General features: G+C 33.2%; 23 protein-coding genes. 17 read left to right on the top strand and 6 right to left on the bottom strand.

Annotated features, from left to right (window positions below; all coding sequences use genetic code 11):
* The first annotated feature begins 2 nt into the window (after positions 1–2).
* The 13 genes from ACOCEA_RS04485 (at position 3) to purD (ending at position 14013) form a co-directional block, all read left to right on the top strand.
* Positions 3–1013, top strand: coding sequence for an N-acetylneuraminate synthase family protein (locus tag ACOCEA_RS04485; RefSeq protein WP_420755000.1), 1011 nt, complete (start codon positions 3–5; stop codon positions 1011–1013).
* A gap of 51 nt (positions 1014–1064) precedes the next feature.
* Entirely contained in the window at positions 1065–1643 is a 579-nt protein-coding gene (locus ACOCEA_RS04480; protein ID WP_420754999.1) for an acyltransferase, read from the top strand.
* Positions 1644–1649: 6 nt separating this feature from the next.
* Positions 1650–3020, top strand: coding sequence for a glycosyltransferase (locus ACOCEA_RS04475; RefSeq protein ID WP_420754998.1), 1371 nt, complete (start codon positions 1650–1652; stop codon positions 3018–3020).
* Positions 3001–4242, top strand: coding sequence for an oligosaccharide flippase family protein (locus ACOCEA_RS04470; RefSeq protein WP_420754997.1), 1242 nt, complete (start codon positions 3001–3003; stop codon positions 4240–4242). The genes ACOCEA_RS04475 and ACOCEA_RS04470 overlap by 20 nt, the downstream gene beginning before the upstream one ends.
* Positions 4232–5212, top strand: a complete 981-nt coding sequence (locus ACOCEA_RS04465) for a hypothetical protein (RefSeq protein ID WP_420754996.1) — start codon at positions 4232–4234, stop codon at positions 5210–5212. The genes ACOCEA_RS04470 and ACOCEA_RS04465 overlap by 11 nt, the downstream gene beginning before the upstream one ends.
* Positions 5213–5221: 9 nt before the next feature.
* On the top strand, positions 5222–5740 hold the full coding sequence (locus ACOCEA_RS04460) for a hypothetical protein (RefSeq protein WP_420754995.1): 519 nt from the start codon (positions 5222–5224) through the stop codon (positions 5738–5740).
* Between the two features lie 563 nt (positions 5741–6303).
* Positions 6304–7239, top strand: a complete 936-nt coding sequence (locus tag ACOCEA_RS04455) for an O-antigen ligase family protein (protein ID WP_420754994.1) — start codon at positions 6304–6306, stop codon at positions 7237–7239.
* Entirely contained in the window at positions 7226–8473 is a 1248-nt protein-coding gene (locus ACOCEA_RS04450) for an O-antigen ligase family protein (RefSeq protein WP_420754993.1), read from the top strand. The genes ACOCEA_RS04455 and ACOCEA_RS04450 overlap by 14 nt, the downstream gene beginning before the upstream one ends.
* Before the next feature lie 5 nt (positions 8474–8478).
* Entirely contained in the window at positions 8479–9081 is a 603-nt protein-coding gene (locus ACOCEA_RS04445; RefSeq protein WP_420754992.1) for a sugar-binding protein, read from the top strand.
* 114 nt (positions 9082–9195) lie between these two features.
* Entirely contained in the window at positions 9196–10287 is a 1092-nt protein-coding gene (locus ACOCEA_RS04440) for a DUF1972 domain-containing protein (RefSeq protein WP_420754991.1), read from the top strand.
* A 74-nt stretch (positions 10288–10361) separates the two neighbouring features.
* Positions 10362–11714: an exopolysaccharide biosynthesis polyprenyl glycosylphosphotransferase gene (locus ACOCEA_RS04435; protein WP_420754990.1), complete on the top strand. Its 1353-nt coding sequence runs from the start codon at positions 10362–10364 to the stop codon at positions 11712–11714.
* A gap of 1 nt (position 11715) precedes the next feature.
* Entirely contained in the window at positions 11716–12693 is a 978-nt protein-coding gene (locus ACOCEA_RS04430) for a UDP-glucuronic acid decarboxylase family protein (RefSeq protein WP_420754989.1), read from the top strand.
* 45 nt (positions 12694–12738) lie between these two features.
* A complete protein-coding gene (gene purD, locus ACOCEA_RS04425) occupies positions 12739–14013 on the top strand; it encodes a phosphoribosylamine--glycine ligase (RefSeq protein WP_420754988.1) in 1275 nt (424 codons plus the stop codon).
* Positions 14014–14056: 43 nt separating this feature from the next.
* Here the strand turns inward: purD and ACOCEA_RS04420 are convergent, their stop codons facing one another.
* The gene (locus tag ACOCEA_RS04420) at positions 14057–14278 is read right to left on the bottom strand and encodes a DUF6341 family protein (RefSeq protein WP_420754987.1); all 222 of its coding nucleotides are present in this window, start codon (positions 14276–14278) and stop codon (positions 14057–14059) included.
* Positions 14279–14318: 40 nt separating this feature from the next.
* Between ACOCEA_RS04420 and ACOCEA_RS04415 the strand changes: the two genes are divergently transcribed.
* Genes ACOCEA_RS04415 through ACOCEA_RS04405 form a run of 3 tightly spaced genes read left to right on the top strand, consistent with a single transcriptional unit; the run spans position 14319 to position 16926 of the window.
* The gene (locus ACOCEA_RS04415; RefSeq protein ID WP_420754986.1) at positions 14319–15257 is read left to right on the top strand and encodes a hypothetical protein; all 939 of its coding nucleotides are present in this window, start codon (positions 14319–14321) and stop codon (positions 15255–15257) included.
* A gap of 30 nt (positions 15258–15287) precedes the next feature.
* Entirely contained in the window at positions 15288–15890 is a 603-nt protein-coding gene (locus ACOCEA_RS04410) for a DUF4254 domain-containing protein (RefSeq protein ID WP_420754985.1), read from the top strand.
* A complete protein-coding gene (locus ACOCEA_RS04405) occupies positions 15877–16926 on the top strand; it encodes a glycosyltransferase family 9 protein (protein WP_420754984.1) in 1050 nt (349 codons plus the stop codon). Before ACOCEA_RS04410 ends, ACOCEA_RS04405 begins: the two co-directional genes overlap by 14 nt.
* Here the strand turns inward: ACOCEA_RS04405 and ACOCEA_RS04400 are convergent, their stop codons facing one another.
* From ACOCEA_RS04400 to ACOCEA_RS04380, 5 genes are all read right to left on the bottom strand, one after another.
* Entirely contained in the window at positions 16927–17544 is a 618-nt protein-coding gene (locus ACOCEA_RS04400) for a TetR/AcrR family transcriptional regulator (protein WP_420754983.1), read from the bottom strand.
* Positions 17545–17862: 318 nt separating this feature from the next.
* Positions 17863–18831, bottom strand: a complete 969-nt coding sequence (gene arsM / locus ACOCEA_RS04395) for an arsenosugar biosynthesis arsenite methyltransferase ArsM (RefSeq protein ID WP_420754982.1) — start codon at positions 18829–18831, stop codon at positions 17863–17865.
* A 67-nt stretch (positions 18832–18898) separates the two neighbouring features.
* Positions 18899–19954, bottom strand: coding sequence for an arsenosugar biosynthesis radical SAM (seleno)protein ArsS (gene arsS, locus ACOCEA_RS04390; protein WP_420754981.1), 1056 nt, complete (start codon positions 19952–19954; stop codon positions 18899–18901).
* 124 nt (positions 19955–20078) lie between these two features.
* Positions 20079–20414, bottom strand: a complete 336-nt coding sequence (locus ACOCEA_RS04385; protein ID WP_420754980.1) for an arsenosugar biosynthesis-associated peroxidase-like protein — start codon at positions 20412–20414, stop codon at positions 20079–20081.
* A 143-nt stretch (positions 20415–20557) separates the two neighbouring features.
* Positions 20558–21247, bottom strand: a complete 690-nt coding sequence (locus tag ACOCEA_RS04380) for a TIGR04282 family arsenosugar biosynthesis glycosyltransferase (RefSeq protein ID WP_420754979.1) — start codon at positions 21245–21247, stop codon at positions 20558–20560.
* Positions 21248–21622: 375 nt separating this feature from the next.
* Between ACOCEA_RS04380 and ACOCEA_RS04375 the strand changes: the two genes are divergently transcribed.
* Positions 21623–23128 (top strand): Do family serine endopeptidase, encoded by a 1506-nt coding sequence (locus ACOCEA_RS04375; RefSeq protein ID WP_420754978.1) that lies wholly within the window; start codon positions 21623–21625, stop codon positions 23126–23128.
* Positions 23129–23142 lie beyond the last annotated feature (14 nt).

Genomic DNA, 23142 nt, shown 5'->3' with positions numbered 1-23142 from the left:
TTATGACCAATACTTGGAAAGGAAAACACGGACCTTTACTAATTGCTGAAATTGGGGGAAACCATGAAGGAAATTTTGAATACGCATTAAAGTTGACCAAATTAGCAATTGAGGCAAATGTCGATTTTGTTAAATTTCAACTTTACTCCGGTGATAGTTTGGTGAGTAAATTAGAATCTCCAACGCGAAACAAACACTTTAAAAAGTTTGAATTATCAAAAGAAAACTATTTGGAATTGGCCCTGCTTTGTGAAAAAAATGGAACCAGGTTTATGGCCTCTGTATGGAACCCAGACTACGTTTCTTGGATAGATGAACACAATTCAATATACAAAATAGGTTCCGGAGATTTAACAGCTTACCCTGTATTAAAGCAATTTACAAAACTCAAAAAGCCTATAATTCTCTCGACTGGCCTCTCCACATTCGATGATGTTGTAGGTGCTGTTAACTTTATTCAAGAACAAGAAGAAATTTATAAGGACCCAAATTATCTTTCAATTCTTCAATGCACATCCATGTATCCTATTCCTTACAGTGATGCGAACTTAAACGTAATGGACAGCTTAAACAATTTATTTGGCTTGCCCGTTGGATATTCTGACCACACAGAAGGCAAAAAGGCACTAGTAACAGCTGTAGCTAAAGGGGCTAAAATTCTTGAATTTCATTTTACAGATTCTAGAGAAAATAAAACTTTTAGAGACCATATGGTATCATTGACAAGAGATGAGGTTTTGGAAATGATTGAAGAAATAAAAGAAATTGAAGAATTGATAGGGAGTAAAATAAAAAAACCTTTACCAGTGGAAGGGGAACATGTTACTACTTTTAGAAGAGCTGTTTATCCTCTAAAAAACTTGAAAAAAGGGACTCTTCTTACTGAGTCCAATCTCACCGTCTTAAGGCCTAATCATGGTATTGATGCTAGAGAATATTACAATGTAATAGGAAAAAAATTAAAGGTAGATGTTAAAGAACATCAAAAATTATCTTGGGATATATTAGAATAAGCTATGTTGTTTTTTTTATTGAAATGGTATTATGGCATTAAACCTAAAGTTATGGGAAGAACATATAGACTCTTGTTTTCCCACAAAAATCTAAAGATAGGTAGAAACTTTCAATGCTATACATTCCCTAAAATACTTTTAGATAAAACAGCTAAAATACAAATTGGCGATAATGTTGTTCTAAGAAGAAATGTCGAAATAAGGGCACATGGTAATTCAACACTTAACCTAGGCAATCATTGTAGAATTGACAGGGGTGTTAGATTGCTTGCGGCCAATAACGCGAAACTTCATCTTGGAAACAATGTACGTATTGGGCTTTATTCTGTTTTTAATGGAGGAGACTCTATTACCATAGGTGATAAAACATTAATATCTGGCTTTGTATATTTGCAAACAAGCATGCATAATTTCCAAGGCAAGACAGAAATACAATCACAAGGTTATGCACATAAGCCTATTGTTCTTGGTGAAGATGTATGGATTGGAACGCACGCGGTAATTTTTCCTGGGGTACTTTTAGAAAAAGGATGTGTTGTTGGAAGTTCATCAATAGTAAATAAATCTTTTGAATCATATTCGGTTATAGCAGGCTCCCCTGCAAAAATTTTAAAGAACAGAGAATTTTAAATAGATATGAAATCACCATTAGTAACTGTTTACATTACAAATTATAATTATGGAAAATTCATTAGAAAGGCTATTGAAAGCATTTTAAACCAAACCTTAAAGGATATTGAATTAATCATTATTGATGATGGTTCCACCGATAATTCAAAAGATATTATTGAAGAATATTCCAACCATGACATAATATCTATAATATATCAAAAAAATAGAGGGTTAAACATAACCAACAATGTAGCCTTAAAGGCGTCTAAAGGCAAATATATAGTTAGATTAGATGCGGATGATTATATGGAGTTGAATGCTTTAAAAAAAATGTCAGATTTTCTAGAAAATGATGATGAATTAGGGTTAATATTTCCGAATTATTACATTGTTGATATAGATGGCAATGAGTTGTCGGAAATAAAAAGGCATGATTTTAAGAAAGAGGTAAATATTTTGGACCAACCTGCTCATGGCGCTTGCACGATGATCAGAACAAACTATTTAAAGGAAATAGGGGGTTATGACGAAAGTTATAGATGTCAAGATGGGTATGAGTTGTGGGTTAAATTCATTAATAAATTTAAAGTTACCAATATTAACGAAACACTGTTTTCATACCGTCGACACAATAATAACCTTACTAACAATGAGAATAGAATTTTAGGGACTCGTCAAAGAATTAAACAAGCCTATGTAAGTAAGAATAATTTAAATTTACCTAGAACTACTGCAATTATTCCTTTAAGGCCTAATTATGACACTGCACTGGAGCTTTTTGGTAATGTAACATTTTTGGAAGTTAAAATTAATGAACTTGTTAAAGCTACAAATGTATCTGAGATAATTGTGACAACAAGTGATAAAAGGATTGAAACTTTTGTTTTAGAAAAGGGCTTAAACGTAACTTTTGTTAAACGTCCTGAAATAACAGAAAGAATAAATGTCTCCTTATTTCAAACCTTAGTATTTTTAGAAAATAACAACTATTTAAATAATAGTGACGCTTGCCTTTTTTGTGCAGTCTCCTTTCCCTTTGTGAATGCTGGTATTATTGATGATGCAGTAAATACGTTATCTATTTTTAAAGCCGATTCATTAATAAGTGTTCGTCCAGAGGGCAATAAATTTTATAGGCATACAGGAGATGGTATGCAAGCAATTCTTAAGCAGGACATGTTTACTAAAATGGAAAGAGAATCCATATATAAATATACAGGAGGTGTGTTACTTTCAAATAAAAAAAGTGCTCTTAAAAATGGAAAATTAGTTCATGGGAATGTTGGGCACATTGTCGTTGGGGAACAAGCATCTTTAAATGTTGACTCAAGTTTTGAAAGAAAAGTATCTTATTCACTACTGGCAGAACAACAAATTGAAAAAACTACAGTTTAAAAGGCATCTTAAAAAAGATAGTATTCTTAACCTATGTTTGAGAGGGCTTACAATACTTTGTAAGTTTTTACTATCAATTTTGATAGTTAAAAAATTAAGTGTAAATGATTTAGGTGTTTTTGGGATTTTTCAAACGACAATTACGCTAGTAATTTATATACTTGGTTTTGATTTTTACACATATAATGCAAGAGAGTTAATAAAAAATGAAAGAGGCTCTATAAATTATTATATAGGTAATCAGGCCGTTTTTCATTTACTAGTGTATCTCATTGTATTACCATTATCTTTTTTTTTATTCCTTAAAAATATAATTAATATAGAGTACGTCTTGTACTTCTACATTATCTTGGTATTTGAACATATTTCTCAAGAAATATATAGAATGCTAATAGCGATAAAGAAATCTGTTATAGCATCGCTAACCCTTTTTTTAAGATCTGGATTATGGGTTTTAATGCTTTTCATGTTTTGGGAGTTGATATATGGTAAGGCTGAAATTAGTTTAGTTTTTAGCTTGTGGATTGTTGGAGTTATAATTTCTATTATTGTTGGCGTTGTATTCTTAAAATTTAAGCCTAGGTTTAAGGTAGATTTATATTGGATTGGAAAAGGCATAAAAATGTCTTTACCCTTTCTAATTGCGACAATTTTTTACAAGATAATTGAATTTTCAGGGCGTTATTTCTTAGATTTTTACTGGACTAAAGAAGAGGTTGGAATTTTTACTTTTTATTCGGGAATTTCAAATGCTATGTTTGTGTTTGTGCAATCAATGGTGATAGTTGTAATGTCTCCATACTTAATAGAAAGTTCTAATATAGGCAAAGAAGAATTTTTTAAAGTTTTCAAGAAATACAAAAAGCAAATTATAACAACAACCATTATTGGCTTTTTGTTGGCATGTATATGTATATATCCTTTACTTTTTATAATAGGCAATGAACTCTTATTAAAGAATATAGATGTTTTTCTATTATTATTGTTAGCAGTAGTTTTCTTTTGTTTTTCTTATATTCCACATTATGGTTTATATGTTTACCATCAAGACAAACAACTATTATCTACATCAATAATGGGTGCATGCGTCGTGGTTTTACTTAATTTTAGTCTTGTGCCGAGATTTGGCGTTTTAGGCGCTTCTTTTGCTCAGGTAATAAGTATGTTTACACTCTTTATTTCTAAATGGTTTATATATAGAAAATTTAAAAATGAAAATTGAAAAACAGACCAATATTTTTATAGCCCACACTCCATTACAAAATTTTATTGCCACTGAAATTGTAAAGCAATTTTTCATGGAAGACAATTTTGAAAATAGGTTATATACATCAGTATTTGTAGAAGGAGACAGTTTGTTTGAAGAAAGATATTTTATTAATAAAAAGGGAGGATTTAAAAAAATATTTCAATTTGCAAAAATTAAGCGCCAAATCAATAGATTGCTAAAAGAAGGGAATGGTAATATATTTATACCCCACACAGCTGCATTATTGGACAATTATTATTTTTATGACTTTCCATTGGAAAGGTATAATGTAAAGATAAATTTTTATTATGAAGGAATTTTATACTTTTATCACTACCTAGAACCTTATAAAACACACACACATTTAGTACGTAAAACTATTGGTTTTTTAAGTGGTTTTAATTACAGAATAGAGCCAGAAATATTGCCGGTTAATAATGATAAAGTAAATAAAATATTTACAATTTTAAAAAAATTCACACTTGGTCCTAAGGAAAAACTAAATGAAATCTCCTTACTGCAAGAAGGCTATACCCCTCAACCTGGTAATATTCTTATTTTGGGTGGCAAACCAACTTTACTGAATAACGAAGAAGTAATATCTCTCTATAATGAAATGATTGAATTTATTCTTAACCTTGAATTAAAAACACAAATATTTTTCAAAGGACACCACGCAGATGTTTCTAACAACTTTGAAAAAGCAAATATAGGACGTATTAATATAATTGACATAACTAGGAATAGTCCGGTAGAAGAGGTGATTGAAGATTTTTCACCAAGTATTATATTATCTTATCCTTCATCTGGCTTAGTCAATTTAAAAGCAATGTATGGCGAAAATATTGAGGTTAATAGTTATTATATTAGGCAAAAGAATGAACACCTATCTAAATTATGGCCTATTTTTGATGAGCTTCAAATAAAAAAGATACTTATATAATTATTGGCGATGGCAAAATTCTTTAAGATAAATTTTGTTATATTTTTGACTATTGTTTTTGGTTGCAAGGGGCCATCTAAAAACATAGAACCCGCTTTACAAGATAAATTGGCAATAAGTTTTGACGCAATATTTTACGCTGATGATGAGCTTCAATTATATTACAAAACGAAGGAAGGAATATATACAGAAGAAAAAAGTATAAAATTACAATTAGAAGGGTCGGATAGTTTTCAGAAAATCCAATTTGTTCTTGATCAATTAATTTTCCCTCAAAATATTAGAATAGACTTAGGAAAAAACAAGGAGCAAAAAATTATTAGAATAGAAAATTTTCGGTTCAATTATAATAATCAAAAGCATGTTTTAACAGATCAAGAGTTTAAGAAATATTTTGTGCCTAATAAATATATAAAGGCCAACTTTAACAATCTCACTTTTACACCTTTGGTAATTGATAAGCTCTATGACCCTTACCTTAGTTCCTATGATATATCCTACTTTGTTAATAAACTAATTTTATATTAATTAAGGTTCGGTTAATGAGTAATGGAAAAATGAAGGAGAATAAAATTTTCACACTATTATGTTTGGCATTTTTAGGCATCTGCTATTTGTTTCCATTCTCCACCATTTTTTTTGCTTCTATGGGCAAGGTTTCATTTTGGCAATTTGGTGCATTGACCATTCCTTCCTTAATCTTGTTCCTAGTTGTTGTTTTTCTATCTATTTGGAAAAGAAAATTATACTTTTTATTTCTTGTTTTTATAATTTTAGCATTTCCTGCACCAATAGATGATATCTTTCCCAGTATCCCATTAACAAACCCTAATGATAGGACCCAGGTGGTTTTTCCTCTTATAACAAGAATAGATATCTATTTAATCCTTGGTATTTTATTGAAATTGTTAAATGGCTCTGCCAAAATAAAACCAGTGAAATTCACCTTAGTAATAAAGATATTCCTATCATTATTTTTTGTTGTATTCATTGTTAACAGTTTAAAATCTGAGGACTTATGGGATTTTAACTTGTTATTATCTTATTCTTTTCACTTGCGTTATTTTATATTGTTCTTAATACTTCTTCAGTTGTACGATATAGGTAAGTATCAAAAACAAATTCTAATAGGTTTCGTTATAAGTATATTCTTTCTCTTTTTTGAAGCAAGCATAAACACTGTCATAAGAGGCTCTGGCAGACTTTTAAGCGGAAGCTTGTCGCTTAACACTTTTGCAAATATTTCTGCCGCAATTGCTCTTTATATTGGATTTGTGACAATGAAATCTCAAATTTCTAAGTTTTGGGGACTCTTAACTATTTTTATTTCTATTTTAATTTTAATTGGTTCTGGTACAAGAGGGGCATTTTTGGCCTTGGTTTTAGCATATATTATTATTTATCTAACGGCTAATCATAAAAAATTTGTTTTAAATTTTTTAAAAGTTGGCATAGGGCTTTTAAGTTTAGTGGTTGTTTATTTTATTGCTTCTTCTAATCAATGGATACCAGAACGATTTTCTGTAAATGAGATTTCTAAGAAAATAAAGGTTGATTTTTCAAAAAGTAATTTATCTAATGTTATAAAAGTTAAGGTTACCGAAGAAACAACTTCTATAAAATCTAGGATTGACCTTTTTGATAGTTCGTTAAATATGATAATGGAAAATCCCTGGACTGGGATTGGAGTAGGAAGGTGGAATAGATATAAAAACGATTATAGCATATCCAATAGAGTCCCAAATGTACTTTTAGACACTCATAATGATTATTTGGCATTAACAACTCAATATGGTCTTCCATTAGGTTTATTATTTGCATATGTAATTTTTTTATATCCAATGGTGTTACATAAAAGAACCAATTATAAGGGCAGTGGACCGCTAAATTGGCTCTTTGTGATTAATTTTGTGATGGCTATAGCGGCAATTTCTAATGCAGGATTTTTTAAGCATCAAGTTTCTGCGATGTTGCTTTTTAGTATGTGCTGCAACTTAAAAATGTATACAGAAAATGAAAAAACTTAAAAAGTTTTTTGGTCAATTTAACGCTTTACAATGGAGTGCGATTTTTTTTTCAATCTCTTTTGGTTTTGGCATGGCGGTAAATTCAATAGGTTTTTTTTTGTTTTGCTTAACTGGTTTTTCATATAGTATTATAGATTTTAGAAATAATGAACTTTTGGTAAAGAGTGAAATATTATTGTATGTAACTATAGGCTATTTTGGATTAATAGTGGTTAGAGAGGTATTTGCTAACATATCCACTACACTAGATATAATTTATTATAACTTGCCCTTTCTTTTTATTCCAATAATATTTTTATTTCAATCCATAAGACTTACAAAGTGTAAAGAAGCAGTGTTTATTGCTTTTTTGGCAGGAATGGTTTTGAATGCAATTGTCAATTTAAGTTTTGGCATATATAGAGGCATACTAGTATGGGAGAATGGTATTAGTTTCTGGTATTTTACCTACAATTTTTTATCTGAGCCGTTTGGCATTCAACCAATATATTTAGGATACTTTTATGTAATTGCTTTGTTAATTTTATTTCATTTTAAGGGTTATATAAAAATCTCATTACTTTTCTATTTTATTATAACACTTTTAACTTTAAGTATTTTTCTTTTGGCAGCTAGGAATGCTATATTAAGTATGATAATTCTCATGCCATTTTATTTATTTATATCTAAAACAATATCAATAAAAAAAGCGTTCATATTCCTCGGTATTGTAATTATATGCTTTATTGGAGCATTACAGAACCCAGTGGTGAAGAATAGAATTATGAAAGTGTCCAATAAAGGAAATTTTTATTCTGGTTCTTCCTTACGTTCTAATATTTGGCAAAGTGCATTATCAGTGTCAAATAAAAATTTTGTATGGGGGTTAGGTGAAGATAAGGCTGGTTTATTGCTTCATAAGGAGTTTGAAAAAAGAGGTTTAGAAGTACCCTTAAAATATAAGTATCATTCTCATAATCAATTTTTACATACATTGATTCAATATGGGGCAATGGGAGTTGTTTTTTTAATAACATTATTTATAATTGCAATATGGACAGCATGGAAAAATGAAAATTATTTAGGTTTAACTTTTACTCTTTTATTCCTTCTTACAATAATGACAGAAGCAGTATTTACAAGACAATGGGGGCAGCTTAGCTATGTCTATTTTACTTGTTGGTTAGTATTTAGTCTAAAGAATGATAAGGGCTTAAATACTTATCACATATTTAGGCTCCAACAAAAAGTATAACATAAATGAAAAAATGGTTAATTTCTAAAATTACTGATTTTGAAAATTGGGACTGTATAGCTGCGTTAGATGATTTTTCATACCCTTGGTTAAATGAAGTTTCTCCAAAAACAGAATTTCGTGGCTATTACGATACAAACTTTTTTCATTTCCACTTTACTGCTTATGGAAGTGTCCCAAAGGTATATGTTGAAACTAACGATAAATTGGAGGTTAGATTTTCAGAAAGAGTTGAATTGTTTTTTAGAGGTAATGATAAAATGCAACCTTACTACTGTTTAGAAATGGATCCAAGAGGCCGCGTATTAGATTACAAAGCGAATATGTATCGCAAGTTTGATAGAAGTTGGACTTGGCCCGACTCTTTAGGTATTAAGATAAAATGTGATCGTGAAAAGTACACTTTAGAGGGTCGTATAAAATTAAAAAGATTAAAGGAATTAGGTTTGTTAAGTTCATTTGAAATACAAATAGGACTATACAGAGGTCAGTGTGTTAGTCTTGACAGGAAAAGTGAATCAATAAAATGGATAAGTTGGGTGGATCCAAAAACTAAAAATCCAGATTTTCATGTCCCATCATCTTTTGGAATATTAAGATTAAGATAATTTCATTACTACACGATTTTGATTTATTAGCTCTCAAATTGATATAGACTTGCTTCTGTATGACTCGTTCTTTTTATTTTAAAGGGTATATTTGTTAAGAGAAGCTTTAGATTAATGAAAATCGGAATAATAGGTACAAGAGGAATACCCAATAACCATGGAGGTTTTGAACAATTCGCAGAATATTTATCCAAATATTTGGTTGAAGAAGGCCATGACGTTTATGTCTATAATTCCCATGCACATCCATATCAGAAAAAGACCTGGAACGGGGTTTATATAATTCACAAGAATGACCCTGAGGACAACATTGGTACTTTTGGTCAATTTATTTATGATTTTAATTGCATCATAGATAGTAGAAAAAGAAATTTTGACATAATTCTTCAATTGGGTTATACAAGTAGCTCTATCTGGGGTTGGTTGCTTCCAAAAAAATCTATAATCGTTACTAATATGGATGGTTTGGAATGGAAAAGGAGCAAGTATTCTAAACCAGTACAAATATTTTTAAAAATCGCAGAAAGTTTAGCAATAAGGACTAGTGATTTTTTGGTTGCTGACTCGATAGGTATCCAGGATTATCTTAACGAGAAATACAAGACTGTTTCCGAATATATTGCATATGGTGCGGAGTTATTCACAAACCCGCAAGAAATAGTTTTGGAGTCGTATGGTGTGGAAAAACATTCCTTTGATCTCTTAATCGCAAGGTTGGAACCAGAAAATAATATTGAAGTGATTTTGGATGGTGTAGTTATGAGTGGTATAAATAGATCTTTTTTGGTAATAGGTAAGCATGATACAAAGTTCGGGGAATATTTAAAAAGGAAATTTAGCAGATCCACTAACATTATATTTCTAGGAGGAATTTATAATCTGAATCATTTAAATAATTTAAGGTATTTTTCTAACCTTTATTTTCATGGACATTCAGTTGGGGGTACCAATCCGTCCCTTTTGGAGGCTATGGCAAGTAATAGTCTAATTATTGCTAATGATAATATCTTTAACAAGGGTGTTTTGGGTGATAATGCATATTATTTTAAAAATAGTGATGATGTGGCCATATTATTACAAAAGAATAAGATGGAAGCTTCAGAATTTTTGACAATTAATGCCGGAAAGATTAAAAATGAGTTAAACTGGAATAGTATAAATAAGAAATATGAAACTTATCTATTAAGTATTTTGCAAAAATCATGAAATTTTAATTGGATGATTTTGGATATATCTATTTGCACAATTATAAAAACTTATACTTAGCATTATTGTAAACAATGTTTTTCAAACAAGGCAGATATTCTGGATTTATTACACCCTTATCTTATTTTTTGGATTTGCTGGTAATAAATCTGTTTACCAATTTTTTACCTATCAATTTTCAAAATCCGTGGCTTTTTCATAGTTATATCTCCTTAGCTTGGTTAATTCTTTCCTTTAAAAATGAGTTTTATGTAGTTCACCGGTATTCTAAAGTGGTGGTTGTAGTTAGAAAACTATTTACGCAATTTGTTTTCTTTTTTCTCATTCTGTATGCCTATATAGGCTTTTTTAAACAGCCTTTAATGAGTAGGTTGGCTCTTGGCAAGTATTTTCTTTTAGTGTTTTTAGGTGTTGCTTTTCTCAAATTTTTGAATTATTTTCTTTTAAATACGTATAGAGAACGCATTAAGGGAAACCTACGTAATGTTGTTGTTATAGGTAAAAGTAAGAAGGCCAATCAATTGATCGACATATTCAATGAAAGAAGGGAATTTGGTTTTAATTTTATCGCTCAGTTTACACCCAGAGACAAAGGTTTTGAATTGTTGAAATGTTTTCAATTTATTGTAAAGAATAACATAGATGAAATATACTGTTCGGTTTCTGAGTTAAAGAATGATGAATTAACAGCATTCATTAACTTTGCCGACAATAATTTGAAAACACTAAAATTCTTACCTGATAATAAGAACATTTTTTCGAAGAAATTAAAGTTTGAATACTATGATTATCTTCCTATTCTTTCATTAAGGGATATACCTTTACACAACTCGTTAAATGGGGCGTTAAAAAGATTGTTTGATATATTGTTTTCAATATTTGTGATTTTCGGTATTTTAATCTGGTTAGGGCCTTTAATGGCGCTATTAATTAGATTGGAATCAAGAGGGCCAGTGTTTTTCATTCAAAAACGCACCGGTTTTGATAACCGTGAGTTTCAGTGTTTTAAATTTCGTTCTATGGCAATGAATGATTCTGCAGATGATAGACAAGCTGGTAAGAATGATATGCGGGTAACCAAAATCGGTAAGTTCATTCGCAAAACAAGTATTGATGAACTTCCACAGTTCTATAATGTTTTATTTGGGAATATGTCTGTAGTTGGTCCACGACCACATATGTTAAAACATACTGATGAGTATGCTAATCGTGTAGATAAATATATGCTTCGCCATTTTGTAAAACCAGGCATCACCGGTTTGGCACAAGTAAGGGGGTATAGAGGGGAAATAGAAAAGGATAGTGATATACAAAATAGAATAAAGTTTGATATTTTTTATGTGGAGAACTGGTCGTTTTTTCTAGATTTAAAAATCATTGTCCAAACTATTTTAAACGCTATTAAAGGGGAGGAAAAAGCATATTAATATGAAAAGAATTTTGATTACTGGCGCTGCGGGTTTTTTAGGCTCTCATTTGTGCGATCGTTTTGTGGCCGAGGGGTTTCATGTTATTGGTATGGATAATTTAATAACTGGTGATCTTAAAAATATAGCACACTTGTTTCCTTTAGAACGATTTGAGTTTCACCACCATGATGTTTCCACGTTTGTACATCTAGAAGGAAATTTAGACTATATATTGCATTTTGCATCGCCAGCAAGTCCTATAGATTATCTAAAAATACCAATTGAGACCTTAAAAGTGGGCTCTTTAGGCACCTTAAATCTTTTAGGACTCGCGAAAACTAAAAATGCCAGAATATTGGTTGCTTCCACTTCTGAAGTTTATGGAGATCCATTGGTACACCCACAAAATGAAGATTATTATGGTAATGTTAGCCCGGTAGGGCCTAGAGGGGTTTATGATGAGGCAAAACGTTTTATGGAATCTATAACTATGGCATATCATAGACATCATGGACTTGAAACACGTATAGTCCGCATTTTTAATACGTATGGTACGCGTATGCGTTTAAATGATGGCAGGGTGGTACCAGCTTTTATGGGTCAAGCCATACGAGGTGAGGATTTAACGGTTTTTGGTGATGGTTTGCAGACGAGGTCTTTCTGCTATATCGATGACCAAGTAGAAGGAATATACCGTTTGTTATTTAGTGATTATCCTGAACCCGTTAATATTGGCAATCCTCATGAAACTACTATTTTGGAATTTGCAGAAGAAATTATTGCGTTGACAGGAACGAATCAAAAGATTATATATAAGCCTTTGCCAAAGGATGACCCATTGCAAAGACAACCGGATATTACAAGGGCGCAGGAGATTTTGGGATGGGAGCCAAAAGTAAATCGTAAAGACGGCCTTAAAATCGTATATGATTATTTTAAGTCCTTATCTCCAGAAGAACTTCAAAAAAAGGAACATAGGAATTTCTCCAGTATTTAAAGATAAATTTCTTAACAAGACTTATTTTTGTAAAAATCACTTTAAATGAAAATTCTTATTCTTGGTTCCGGTGGTAGGGAACATGCCATTGCTTGGAAGTTATCACAAAGTAAAAAGCTCAAAGAATTAATTATTGCTCCAGGAAATGCTGGTACGGCACAAATTGCAAAAAATATACCAATTGGTGTAAACGATTTTGTGGCGATTAAAAAACTTGTTCTGGACTACGGTATAAATATGGTTGTAGTGGGTCCTGAAGACCCCTTGGTCAATGGTGTTCACGATTTCTTTTTAAAGGATTCCAAGCTCAAAGGTATCCCCGTGATTGGTCCGGAAAAAGCGGCTGCAAACTTAGAAGGCAGCAAAGAGTTTGCCAAGGAATTTATGATGAAGCATAATATACCTACAGCCCAATACGAAAGCTTTACAGCTAAAACTATAGATAAAGGTTATCTGTTTTTAGAAAAATTAGATCCGCCTTATGTTTTAAAGGCAGATGGTCTTGCAGCGGGTAAAGGTGTGGTTATCCTGAACAATTTGGAAGAGGCCAAGGCAGAACTTAAATCCATGTTGTTGGATGAAAAGTTTGGATCAGCAAGTACAACAGTGGTTATAGAGGAGTTTTTAGATGGTATAGAACTTAGTGTATTTGTACTTACCGATGGTAAAAATTATAAGGTTCTCCCAACTGCAAAAGATTATAAGCGTATTGGTGAAGGCGATACGGGACTTAACACGGGAGGCATGGGTGCAATTTCCCCTGTTCCCTTTGCGAACAAGGAGCTTATGGACAAGATAGAGCGCCTAATAGTAAAACCTACAGTAGAAGGTCTTAAAACGGATAACTTGCCGTACAAAGGCTTTATTTTTATTGGCTTGATAAAAGTAGGTGAGGAACCTAAGGTTATTGAATATAATGTAAGACTAGGCGATCCAGAAACCGAGGTCGTTTTACCAAGAATCCAGAATGATCTTGTTGAACTGTTTGAAGCGGTTGCAGAAGAAAGATTGGATGAGATAGATTTGAAAATAGACCCACGCACCGCTACTACGGTTATGACCGTTTCTGGAGGTTATCCTGGTAGTTATGAAAAAGGCAAGGTTATCTCGGGCATGGATACTATTGATGGTTCTTTAGTGTTTCATGCTGGTACAACGCATGATAAGGATGGCAATGTAGTTACCAATGGCGGTCGTGTAATGGCGATAACCTCTTTCGGACCAGATTTTAAATCGGCTTTGGCGTTATCGTATAAAAACGTGAAAAAACTTTCCTTTGAAGGAATGAACTATAGAAAGGATTTAGGTTTTGATCTTTAAAAAAAGTTCAAAACCTTATATACCTTAATTACTTAAGGCGTGTCTATAAATAAGAATGGGAAGAAATTGACTTATCCTCTTCGCCATTATCGTTGTATTTTTTCAATTGCAACATCCAATAAACAAAGGCAGCAAAACCAATGATCATGAATAACCAATTCAATGCATTGGAAACGGTCCAGCTTTCAACAAATCGGAAAAAATCGAATGGTGCAAAAAGCACATTTACGAATAAATCCTCGATACCTTCAAAAAATGACTTCATCTTATTCTATATTTACAACACAAAAGTATAAAAATCATAGATGATTTCAAGCATTTTTGGAAAAACAAAGCCCATCAATTTTATAATCCTAATGGGTTTTCTCTTTGTTTTTTACTGGACAGTTCAGATTTCCCTGTTTAAAATAGAATTGGATACTGAATCCGTTATACTTAAATCCTTAGTTTTAAGTGTATTATTGTTTAGTGTATTTGTGGTCGATTTTATCATAAAAAGAAACAAGATCACTTCACCAAATTCTTATGGAATACTTTATTTTACCCTATTAATACTAGTATTCCCGGAGACACTCAATGATAATAATGCCATAGTATGCTCCTTTTTTCTGTTACTGGCAATACGAAGATTACTAAGTATAAAATCCCTTAAGAATATAAAGGTGAAAATATTCGATGCTTCATTATGGATTTTAATGTCTAGTATTTTTTACAATTGGGCAATACTATTTTTAATACTCGTGTTTGTATCAATATACATTTACGATCCAAAAAACATAAGAAATTGGTTGGTTGTTATAGCGGCAACCTTCTGTTATTTTGTATTGCTATACGCAGTACTAACACTTATAAATCTAACGAACTATTTAGAAACACACTACAACTATACATTTAACAACAATGTTTTAACAGCTTCATATTGGACATCTAGTGTAAAAATGCTTCTGTATACCATCATAAATATTTTCTTAGGGTCTATAGGGTTTTTAAGGTTAGGAAAATCTGGAGTTGGAAAAATAACTACATTACGTTTGGTTTCCTTGTCATTTGTTTTGGGGTTATTGGCAAATTTGTTGTTGCTCAGAGAATCAAATAGTGCTATTTTGATAACCTTCTTCCCTGCTGTTATCTTTATTACAAATTATTTAGAGTCCTTAAAACGAAAAAATGTCTTAGAGGTTATTTTAATGTTGAGTGTATTTGTTCCATTGATAGTGTTTATTTCTAAACTTCTAATTTCCTAATTAAGGGTATCTTTGTATAAAAAATAGGACATGTTCAGTACTTTGGCATTTAAAATTTTTGAAGAAAGCATCAATACATATCACATAAAAGATGATGTGTATCAGATATTTAGTAACCCATATCCCAAGGATAGTATTGAACACTTATTATATAGAAAAAATTGGATCGATACAGTTCAGTGGCATTATGAGGATATTATACGTGACCCAGAAATTCACCCTGTTGCCGCATTAGACTTAAAAAGAAAAATAGACGCTAGTAACCAGGATAGAACCGATTTGGTTGAGTATATTGATAGCTATTTTTTAAATAAGTACCAATCGGCAGATATTAGGGGAAACGCTACAATTAATACCGAGAGCCCTGCTTGGGCAATAGACCGATTGTCCATTTTGGCACTTAAGATTTATCATATGAACGAAGAAGCTACTAGAAAAGATGCCTCCGCGGAACATTTGATAAAATGCCAAGCTAAATTGCAGGTTTTGTTAGCGCAAAAACAAGACCTCTCTACGGCAATAGACCAGTTACTTTCAGATATCGAAGCCGGTATTAAATATATGAAAGTGTACAAACAAATGAAGATGTACAATGATGAGGAGTTAAACCCCGTTCTTCGTGGTCAAAAGTAAACTTGAGCATCTATTAGTCATACGATTGTCCGCAATGGGTGACGTTGCAATGACCGTTCCTGTGCTTATGGCACTTAAAAAAGAATATCCAACACTGCATATAACAGTTCTCACAAAAAATCTTTACGAACCTATTTTGTCCCAAATTCCCGATGTTAAGGTATTCCCCGTCGAGGTAAAAGGAAAACATAAAGGAATTATTGGAATTTGGAAACTTTATAAAGAACTACAAATTCTAAAAATAGATGCAGTGGCCGATCTGCATAATGTACTTAGAAGTAATTTACTAAAACAGTTCTTCAAACTAATGGGCACCCCCTTTAATCAATTAGATAAGGGAAGGCCTGAAAAGAAGGCATTAATTGCTTTAAAGAACAAGGTTTTCAAACCATTGAAACCAACACATGAGCGTTATGCCGATGTGTTCCGTTCCCTTGGTTTTGAATTTACCTTGAACAAAGAAGCTGTTCTTGCCAAATTAAATGTTGAATCTGTATTAGGTTCTAAACTTGGTTTAACCAATAAAAAATGTATTGGTATTGCACCATTTGCCGCTTTTAAAGGGAAAATGTATCCCATAGAACTAATGGAACAAGTAGTTTCGCTTTTATCGGATTTAGAGGGGTATCAAATTTTGCTTTTTGGAGGTGGGGAAAAGGAAAAAAAGCAGTTAGAGGTATGGGCCAATTCTTACGATAATTGTACAAATGTTGTAGATAAAGTTTCCTTTTCAGAAGAATTAACAGTGATATCCAATCTGGAGCTTATGATTTCAATGGATAGTGGTAATGGGCATTTGGCTGCGATGTATGGCGTTCCTGTACTAACATTATGGGGTGTAACCCACCCTTATGCTGGGTTTGTCCCTTTTGGTCAGGATATTTCTAATCAAATTTTAGCAGATCGGGGAAGATATCCTTTAATTCCAACTTCGGTTTACGGTAACAAAGTCCTTAATGGTTATGAAAGGGTTATGGAAACCATTTCCCCCAATGAGATATGTCAAAAGGTAAAATCTATGTTAAAAATCACCTGATTAAACAGGTATATTCTTAGCCTCCAAAGACCTGAAATATTGGCGTAGCTGACCCATAAAACGATATTTTTTGGCACTCGGCGCTACACCTACCATCAAGGTTCGAATTCCAAAATAGGAGCTCATAAGGTATGTTGCTACCGCTTCACAATCTACATGACGATCTAAATAACCATTGAACTTTCCTTTTTGTAAGGCAGAGACCAAGTTAACTTCCCATAAGGAAACAATATCATTCAAATGCCTCATGATGGTATCATTCTTACCTTGAAACTCTGTAAGAAAGTTACTTAGGATACAGCCAAAATCCATTTCGTTATGTACTGCTGTTTCTAGGGCATCTTCAAAACAATTGCTGATAAGATTTAGAGGGTTTTTATGTCCTTCAATGGGTTCTATTAAACAACTATATACTTTTCTGGCCAAAAGATTTTGAATAATTTGTATAAAAAAGTCTTCTTTAGATTCGAAATGATAGTAGAAAGCACCTTTAGAAAGGTTTAATTTCTTCAAAATATCGTCTACACTAGTATTGTAGTAACCTTGTGCATAAAATAACTCTAAACCGGTAACTTGCATTTTTTGCATGGTAGCCATGCGTTTTAACGTTTTGTCCATAATTTCAAGATTTGGGTTAATCCGACCGTTTGGTCTCTACAAAGAACTGGTGAAGTATATCTCAAAGTGGTTTCTTTGGACGTAGATAATCAAAAAATCGATGAAAGTTTAAAAATCCGATGTATGACAATTAATTTTAAATTTGGTACAAACCAAGCGGTCGGTTTAAGTGTTCAAAAGTTAGGTTCATTCAACTATTATTTCAAGTAAATAAATTGTATTTATAATGGTTTGCATATGAATCAGATTATCAATAAAAATTAGAAAAGCCGTTCCATACTATACTGGAACGGCTTTTTTTATAAAATGTAAATCAAATTAGCAACATCCTCCACCGTCATAATGATAGGTAGATGTACTGATAAAAATATCCTCCCTACCTAAGGATGTCAAAGCACCCGCAGTTTTATCACAAATGGCCAAAGGTTGATTTTTAAGTAATACGTGACCTTTTTTATCGTCAAAGTAATCCTCAGAACCATAGTAGATAGCTGCTTTTCCGGTAAAAACACAAGGCCCGTCTTCTGGCATCGGGTCTTTAATGGCCGCAACCTCAATAGATTCTATATAGATAAGTTCATCTGTTGGGTAGTTTTTTGGGTCTAGGATACGGTAGGGCTTTCTTGCCCTAATTTCGATGGTCCCGAAACCAACATCGGTCAATGCTTTTATATACTCTTTTATCGGCAGGCTTCCGCTTAGACACAATGCCCTTAAACGGTCATCATTTCTTAGTGTATCGTTCATTTCTTGTTCACAGGTTGGATCACTCATCACTAACTTGCCATGTGGCTTTAAAACCCGGTACATCTCTTCTATAGCACGTTTAAGGTCTTCTGCCTTGAAGATGTTGAAAAGGCAGTTCTGCGCGGCCACGTCAATAGTATTGTCCTCTACAGGCAGGTTAAGGGCATCGCCTTTTTTTAGTTCTATAAATTCTGATTTAAACCAAGTGTTTTGAGCCTCTGCTACCTTGAAGTTTTTTCTACTGGCTTCAAGCATTTCATCAACGACGTCCACCCCTATAACACCTCCTTTCTGGCGATTAAAATAGGAGAATTGTAAAAGTTCCATACCCCCTCCTACGCCTACATAAAGCATTTTGGGGTTGTTGGATAGATCTCTAGCGTGAACGGTACTACCACAACCATAATTCATTTCCTGCATTATTTTAGGAATCTTTAATCCAGGTAACTCCCAAATAGGATTGGTGGTACAACAAAGACCCACATCAGGGGTTAATGCTGCTTGCTTATACAAATCGTTAGTGGCTTCTAAATAACTCATAGTATTTTGTTTTTTTGATTACGTGCCCAATTTTCATGAGCTGTTTTATAAAATAGGTCTAAGACCTTTATGCTACTGTTCCTTGGCAACTGCTTCCTGCGCCAGCGGTACAGCCATAGCAATGTTGGGAAATGATAATGTTTCTGTCGTTTAAAAAATCTTCGTTATAATCCTTTATATGTTTGATTTTGCTGGCAACCTTTAAATCTAACATTTGGTTGAAATCACAATCGTACAACCAACCATCCCAACTTACGGAAATGGTATTGGTGCACATGACATTGGCAACGGCCGATGGATTATAGGCCTCTACCAAGGCATACATATAATCCTCATAGTTTTCAGAGGCAATAAGATAATCTAGAAAACGTGCAATGGGTAAATTGGTAATAGCAAATAAATTATGGAACTGAATGCCAAAATCTTGGTCTAATGCTTTTTTAAAATCCTTTTCCATGGCTGCTTGATCTCCTGGCAGGTAGGCCCCGGATGGATTGTATACTAAATCTAACCGTAAATCGCTATCAGGCATACCATAGCCTCTTTCGTTTAACTCTTGTAACGCTTTGATAGACTTATCAAAAACCCCATCACCTCGTTGTTTGTCCGTTTTACCTTTTGTCCAGTGGGGCATTGATGATATGATGTGAACGTTGTGCTTTTTAAAGAAATCGGGCAGGTCATAGTATTTCTTATTAGCACGGATAATGGTCAAATTAGACCGAACGATAAAATCCTTGATGCCCGATTTGGCAGCTTCCTCTACAAACCATTTAAAATCGGGATTCATTTCCGGTGCTCCTCCAGTTAGGTCTAATGTATGGGCACCTGTATTTTTAATGACCTCCAAACACTGCATCATTGTTTCACGGGTCATGTTTTCCTTACGGTCCGGACCGGCGTCTACATGGCAATGTTCGCAAACTTGGTTACACATGTATCCTACATTGATCTGAAGGATTTCCAGTTTTTTAGGTCGCAAGGGAAAATGTCCAATTTGCGCGATTTTGTCCTTAAAATAAGGAAGTTCGCCATCGGCAAAGATGCCTCCGTTGAGAATTTCCAGTTGTTTGTTGGAAACCGCTAAATCGTCTCCTTTTGCTTTTAATGATTTTGTAGCCATTTTATTTAGTTGTTGGTTGATGGTAGTTGATCATGGATGTATCTAAAATTTCTAATCATTTACAATCAATCAAATTATCTTTTTCTTTTCAATCTTTTTGTTCCCCCTTTGGGGGTTAGGGGGTTTACATTGACAATTTATTATACTTGTTCATCATCTGTACACCGTGAACCAAGGTCGCGCCACTTTCGATGGCTGCACCAACGTGTACCGCTTCCATCATTTCCTCTTTGGTAATTCCTTTTTGCAGGCCATCCTTGGTATAGGCATCTATACAGTAAGGGCATTTTACAACGTGGGAGACAGCCAATGCAATGAGTGACTTTTCCCTCGCACTTAGTGCTCCTTCTTCAAAAACCTTACCGTAATAATCAAAAAACTTGGTACCGAGCTCCTCGCTCCATTCCGTAATTTTTCCGAATTTTCTTAAATCTGCGGAATCGTAATAATTATTTGCCATTCTAAAATATGTTTTGATTTTTAAATAAAAAATGAATGTATGGCTTCCATTAATTGTGGGCCATATGGTTTTTTAAATCAGTTCAATTTTCCATTGAATTGAGCAAACCTAATTTTTAAAATTGCTAGGTTTAACTGTAGTTGTTAATTAACCAGGGATAAAGGCGAACCTTTATTAAAGGGGATTTGGAAGAAATATGTGTAAACAGATAACCTAACCTTGTTAATTATACCGTTAGCAATACCAATAAGTGTGGTAAAAAGCGCTCTTATTCTGCTTGAAATTGAGTGTGTAAAATTGTTTAGCCTCGTAACATCCTTTATGGTGTCTAAATCTTGTAGGGCTGGCAGATTAAAAACTGAACAATTAGAATTTTTAAAGAAATACGATATTTTATTAAGTAAATCAAAACGTTGCCATGGCAGTTGGTTAAACACATACGGGTTGAATTCGGATTTATGTATTCCTAATAGATAAAATCCACCATCTAGGGAAGGTCCCAATACAGTCTTGCCATTTTTCAAGGCCTCTATGGCAACATGTAAATGACTTGTTTTAAGTTGGGGTGTGTCATTACCAATTGTTATAATATTTTCAAATCCTTTATAAAAAACGGAACGTATGGCATGGGTAAAACGTTCGCCAAAATTAGCGCCAACCTGATCTTTTTCCGAAAAATGAAAGTAGGGAAGGCCTGTTCGTTCAACTTTTTTTATGGTATAATCAGTTAGTGAATCAAATAAATTCTCACCATGCAAAATCGATTTCCTGCAGCAATCTTCTTTCGAGGAATTCGCAAAAATTAAAATAGCGGTATTTGGTAATGTATTCAAGTTAAATTTCTTTTTCCTATTTAAACTTACGATTAAAATTCGCAAAGGTTTTGTTTGATATAAAAATTTACACCTAATGGCTCTTTTAAAATAGGCAGAAAGTCAAAATGACAGTAACAGACCACTTGGTTGGTCATTCTTCAATAGATGAACTGCCATGATTATATAAATACCTATCAACACTTAGAAAAAGTCGTTTAAAAGATGAATCCTTTCAGTATTTCATATAAATTTTAATAACGACTGACCAGATAGTCTAAAAAAAGACTTAAAAACTATATAAATTTTAAAACAATTTTATGCTTTTAAAGTTTTGAAATGGCACAGGAATTGCAAATTTTGAGTTCGATAAAACATAAACTAAAATTATATTATATGGAAACAAACAAAACGGGAAAAGGAGCATGGAAAATGTACTTTATTTCGGCTAGTATTGCGTTAGGGGTAAGTCTTGGAGTACTAGGTTTGAATAAAATGAACCAAGATGAAACTAAGAAGGATAATGTACAGGTTGTAGATGTTCCAACTAAAAATATATTATATACTGCTGATAGTGATGGCAACATAAAGCCATTGGATTTCACGGAAACTTCTGAGAAGGTGCTTGATGCCGTAGTGCATATTAAATCTATACAAAGTAGTTCGCAATATGGAAATCAAGGGGCAAGGGAACTGCCGGACCCGTTCAAAGAGTTTTTTGGCGATATGTTTAGGGGGCAATCACCTGCCCAACCAAGAGTAGGTACCGGTTCTGGGGTAATTATAAATGATAATGGATACATCGTAACCAATAACCATGTTATCGATAATGCAGATGAGGTTGAGGTAACACTATATAACAACGAGTCATATAAAGCCAAAGTAATTGGTACGGACCCAACAACGGATTTGGCACTTTTACAGATAGAGGCAGAAAACCTGAAGACTATGGCACTAGTAAATTCCGATGATGTTGAGGTAGGTGAATGGGTATTGGCAGTCGGTAATCCTTTAGGATTAAACTCTACAGTAACAGCGGGCATTGTTAGCGCCAAGGCTAGAAGCATCAATATTAATCACGAAAAATTTGCAGTTGAAAGCTTTATTCAGACCGATGCCGCAATAAATCCTGGAAATAGCGGGGGTGCATTAGTGAACCTCGATGGTAATTTGGTGGGTATTAACACGGCAATTGCCAGTAGAACTGGAACGTATACAGGTTACGGGTTTGCAGTACCTAGCAACATTGTAACCAAAGTGGTAGAAGACCTGTTGAAATATGGGAATGTGCAACGGGGTATGCTTGGTGTGTCTATACGCACTATGGATGGTAATTTTGCTAAGGAAAAAGATGTGGATTTCACCAAAGGGGTTTGGGTAGAGCAGGTTGGTGAGAAAAGTGCGGCTGATAAGGCTGGATTGCAGTCAGGGGATATCATTTTGGAAGTTAATGGTATAGAAACAGATTCATCTCCAAGATTACAGGAATTGATTGCCGGAAAAAGACCGGGAGATGAAGTAACCTTATTGGTGAACAGAAATGGTAAGGAAAAAGAGTTTAAGGCTGTTCTTGAAAATGCCAATGGAGGTACCGGAATCGTAAAAAAAGAAGAGAAGGAAGTACTTAACCTACTTGGGGCTGAGTTTGAGGCTTTGGATAAGGATTTGGCTGAAAAGTTAAATCTGGATGGTGGTGTGCAAGTGAGTAAATTGTATCCTGGTAAAATTAGAAAGGAAACACAAATGCGTGAAGGTTTTATTATTACGCATATCGATGGTAAACATGTGAAATCTGTAGAAGATGTTACAAAAATCCTTGATAATAAAAAAGGAGGGGTAATGTTAGAAGGTGTATATCCAGATGGAAGCAAATATTATTATGCTTTTGGATTAGAATCGTAACTCAGTATTTGGTT

Source organism: Maribacter luteocoastalis, assembly GCF_048890225.1.
GTDB lineage: Bacteria > Bacteroidota > Bacteroidia > Flavobacteriales > Flavobacteriaceae > Maribacter > Maribacter luteocoastalis.
Note: the sequence above shows the minus strand (reverse complement) of the source record. Positions and strands in the feature narration are given on the sequence as shown.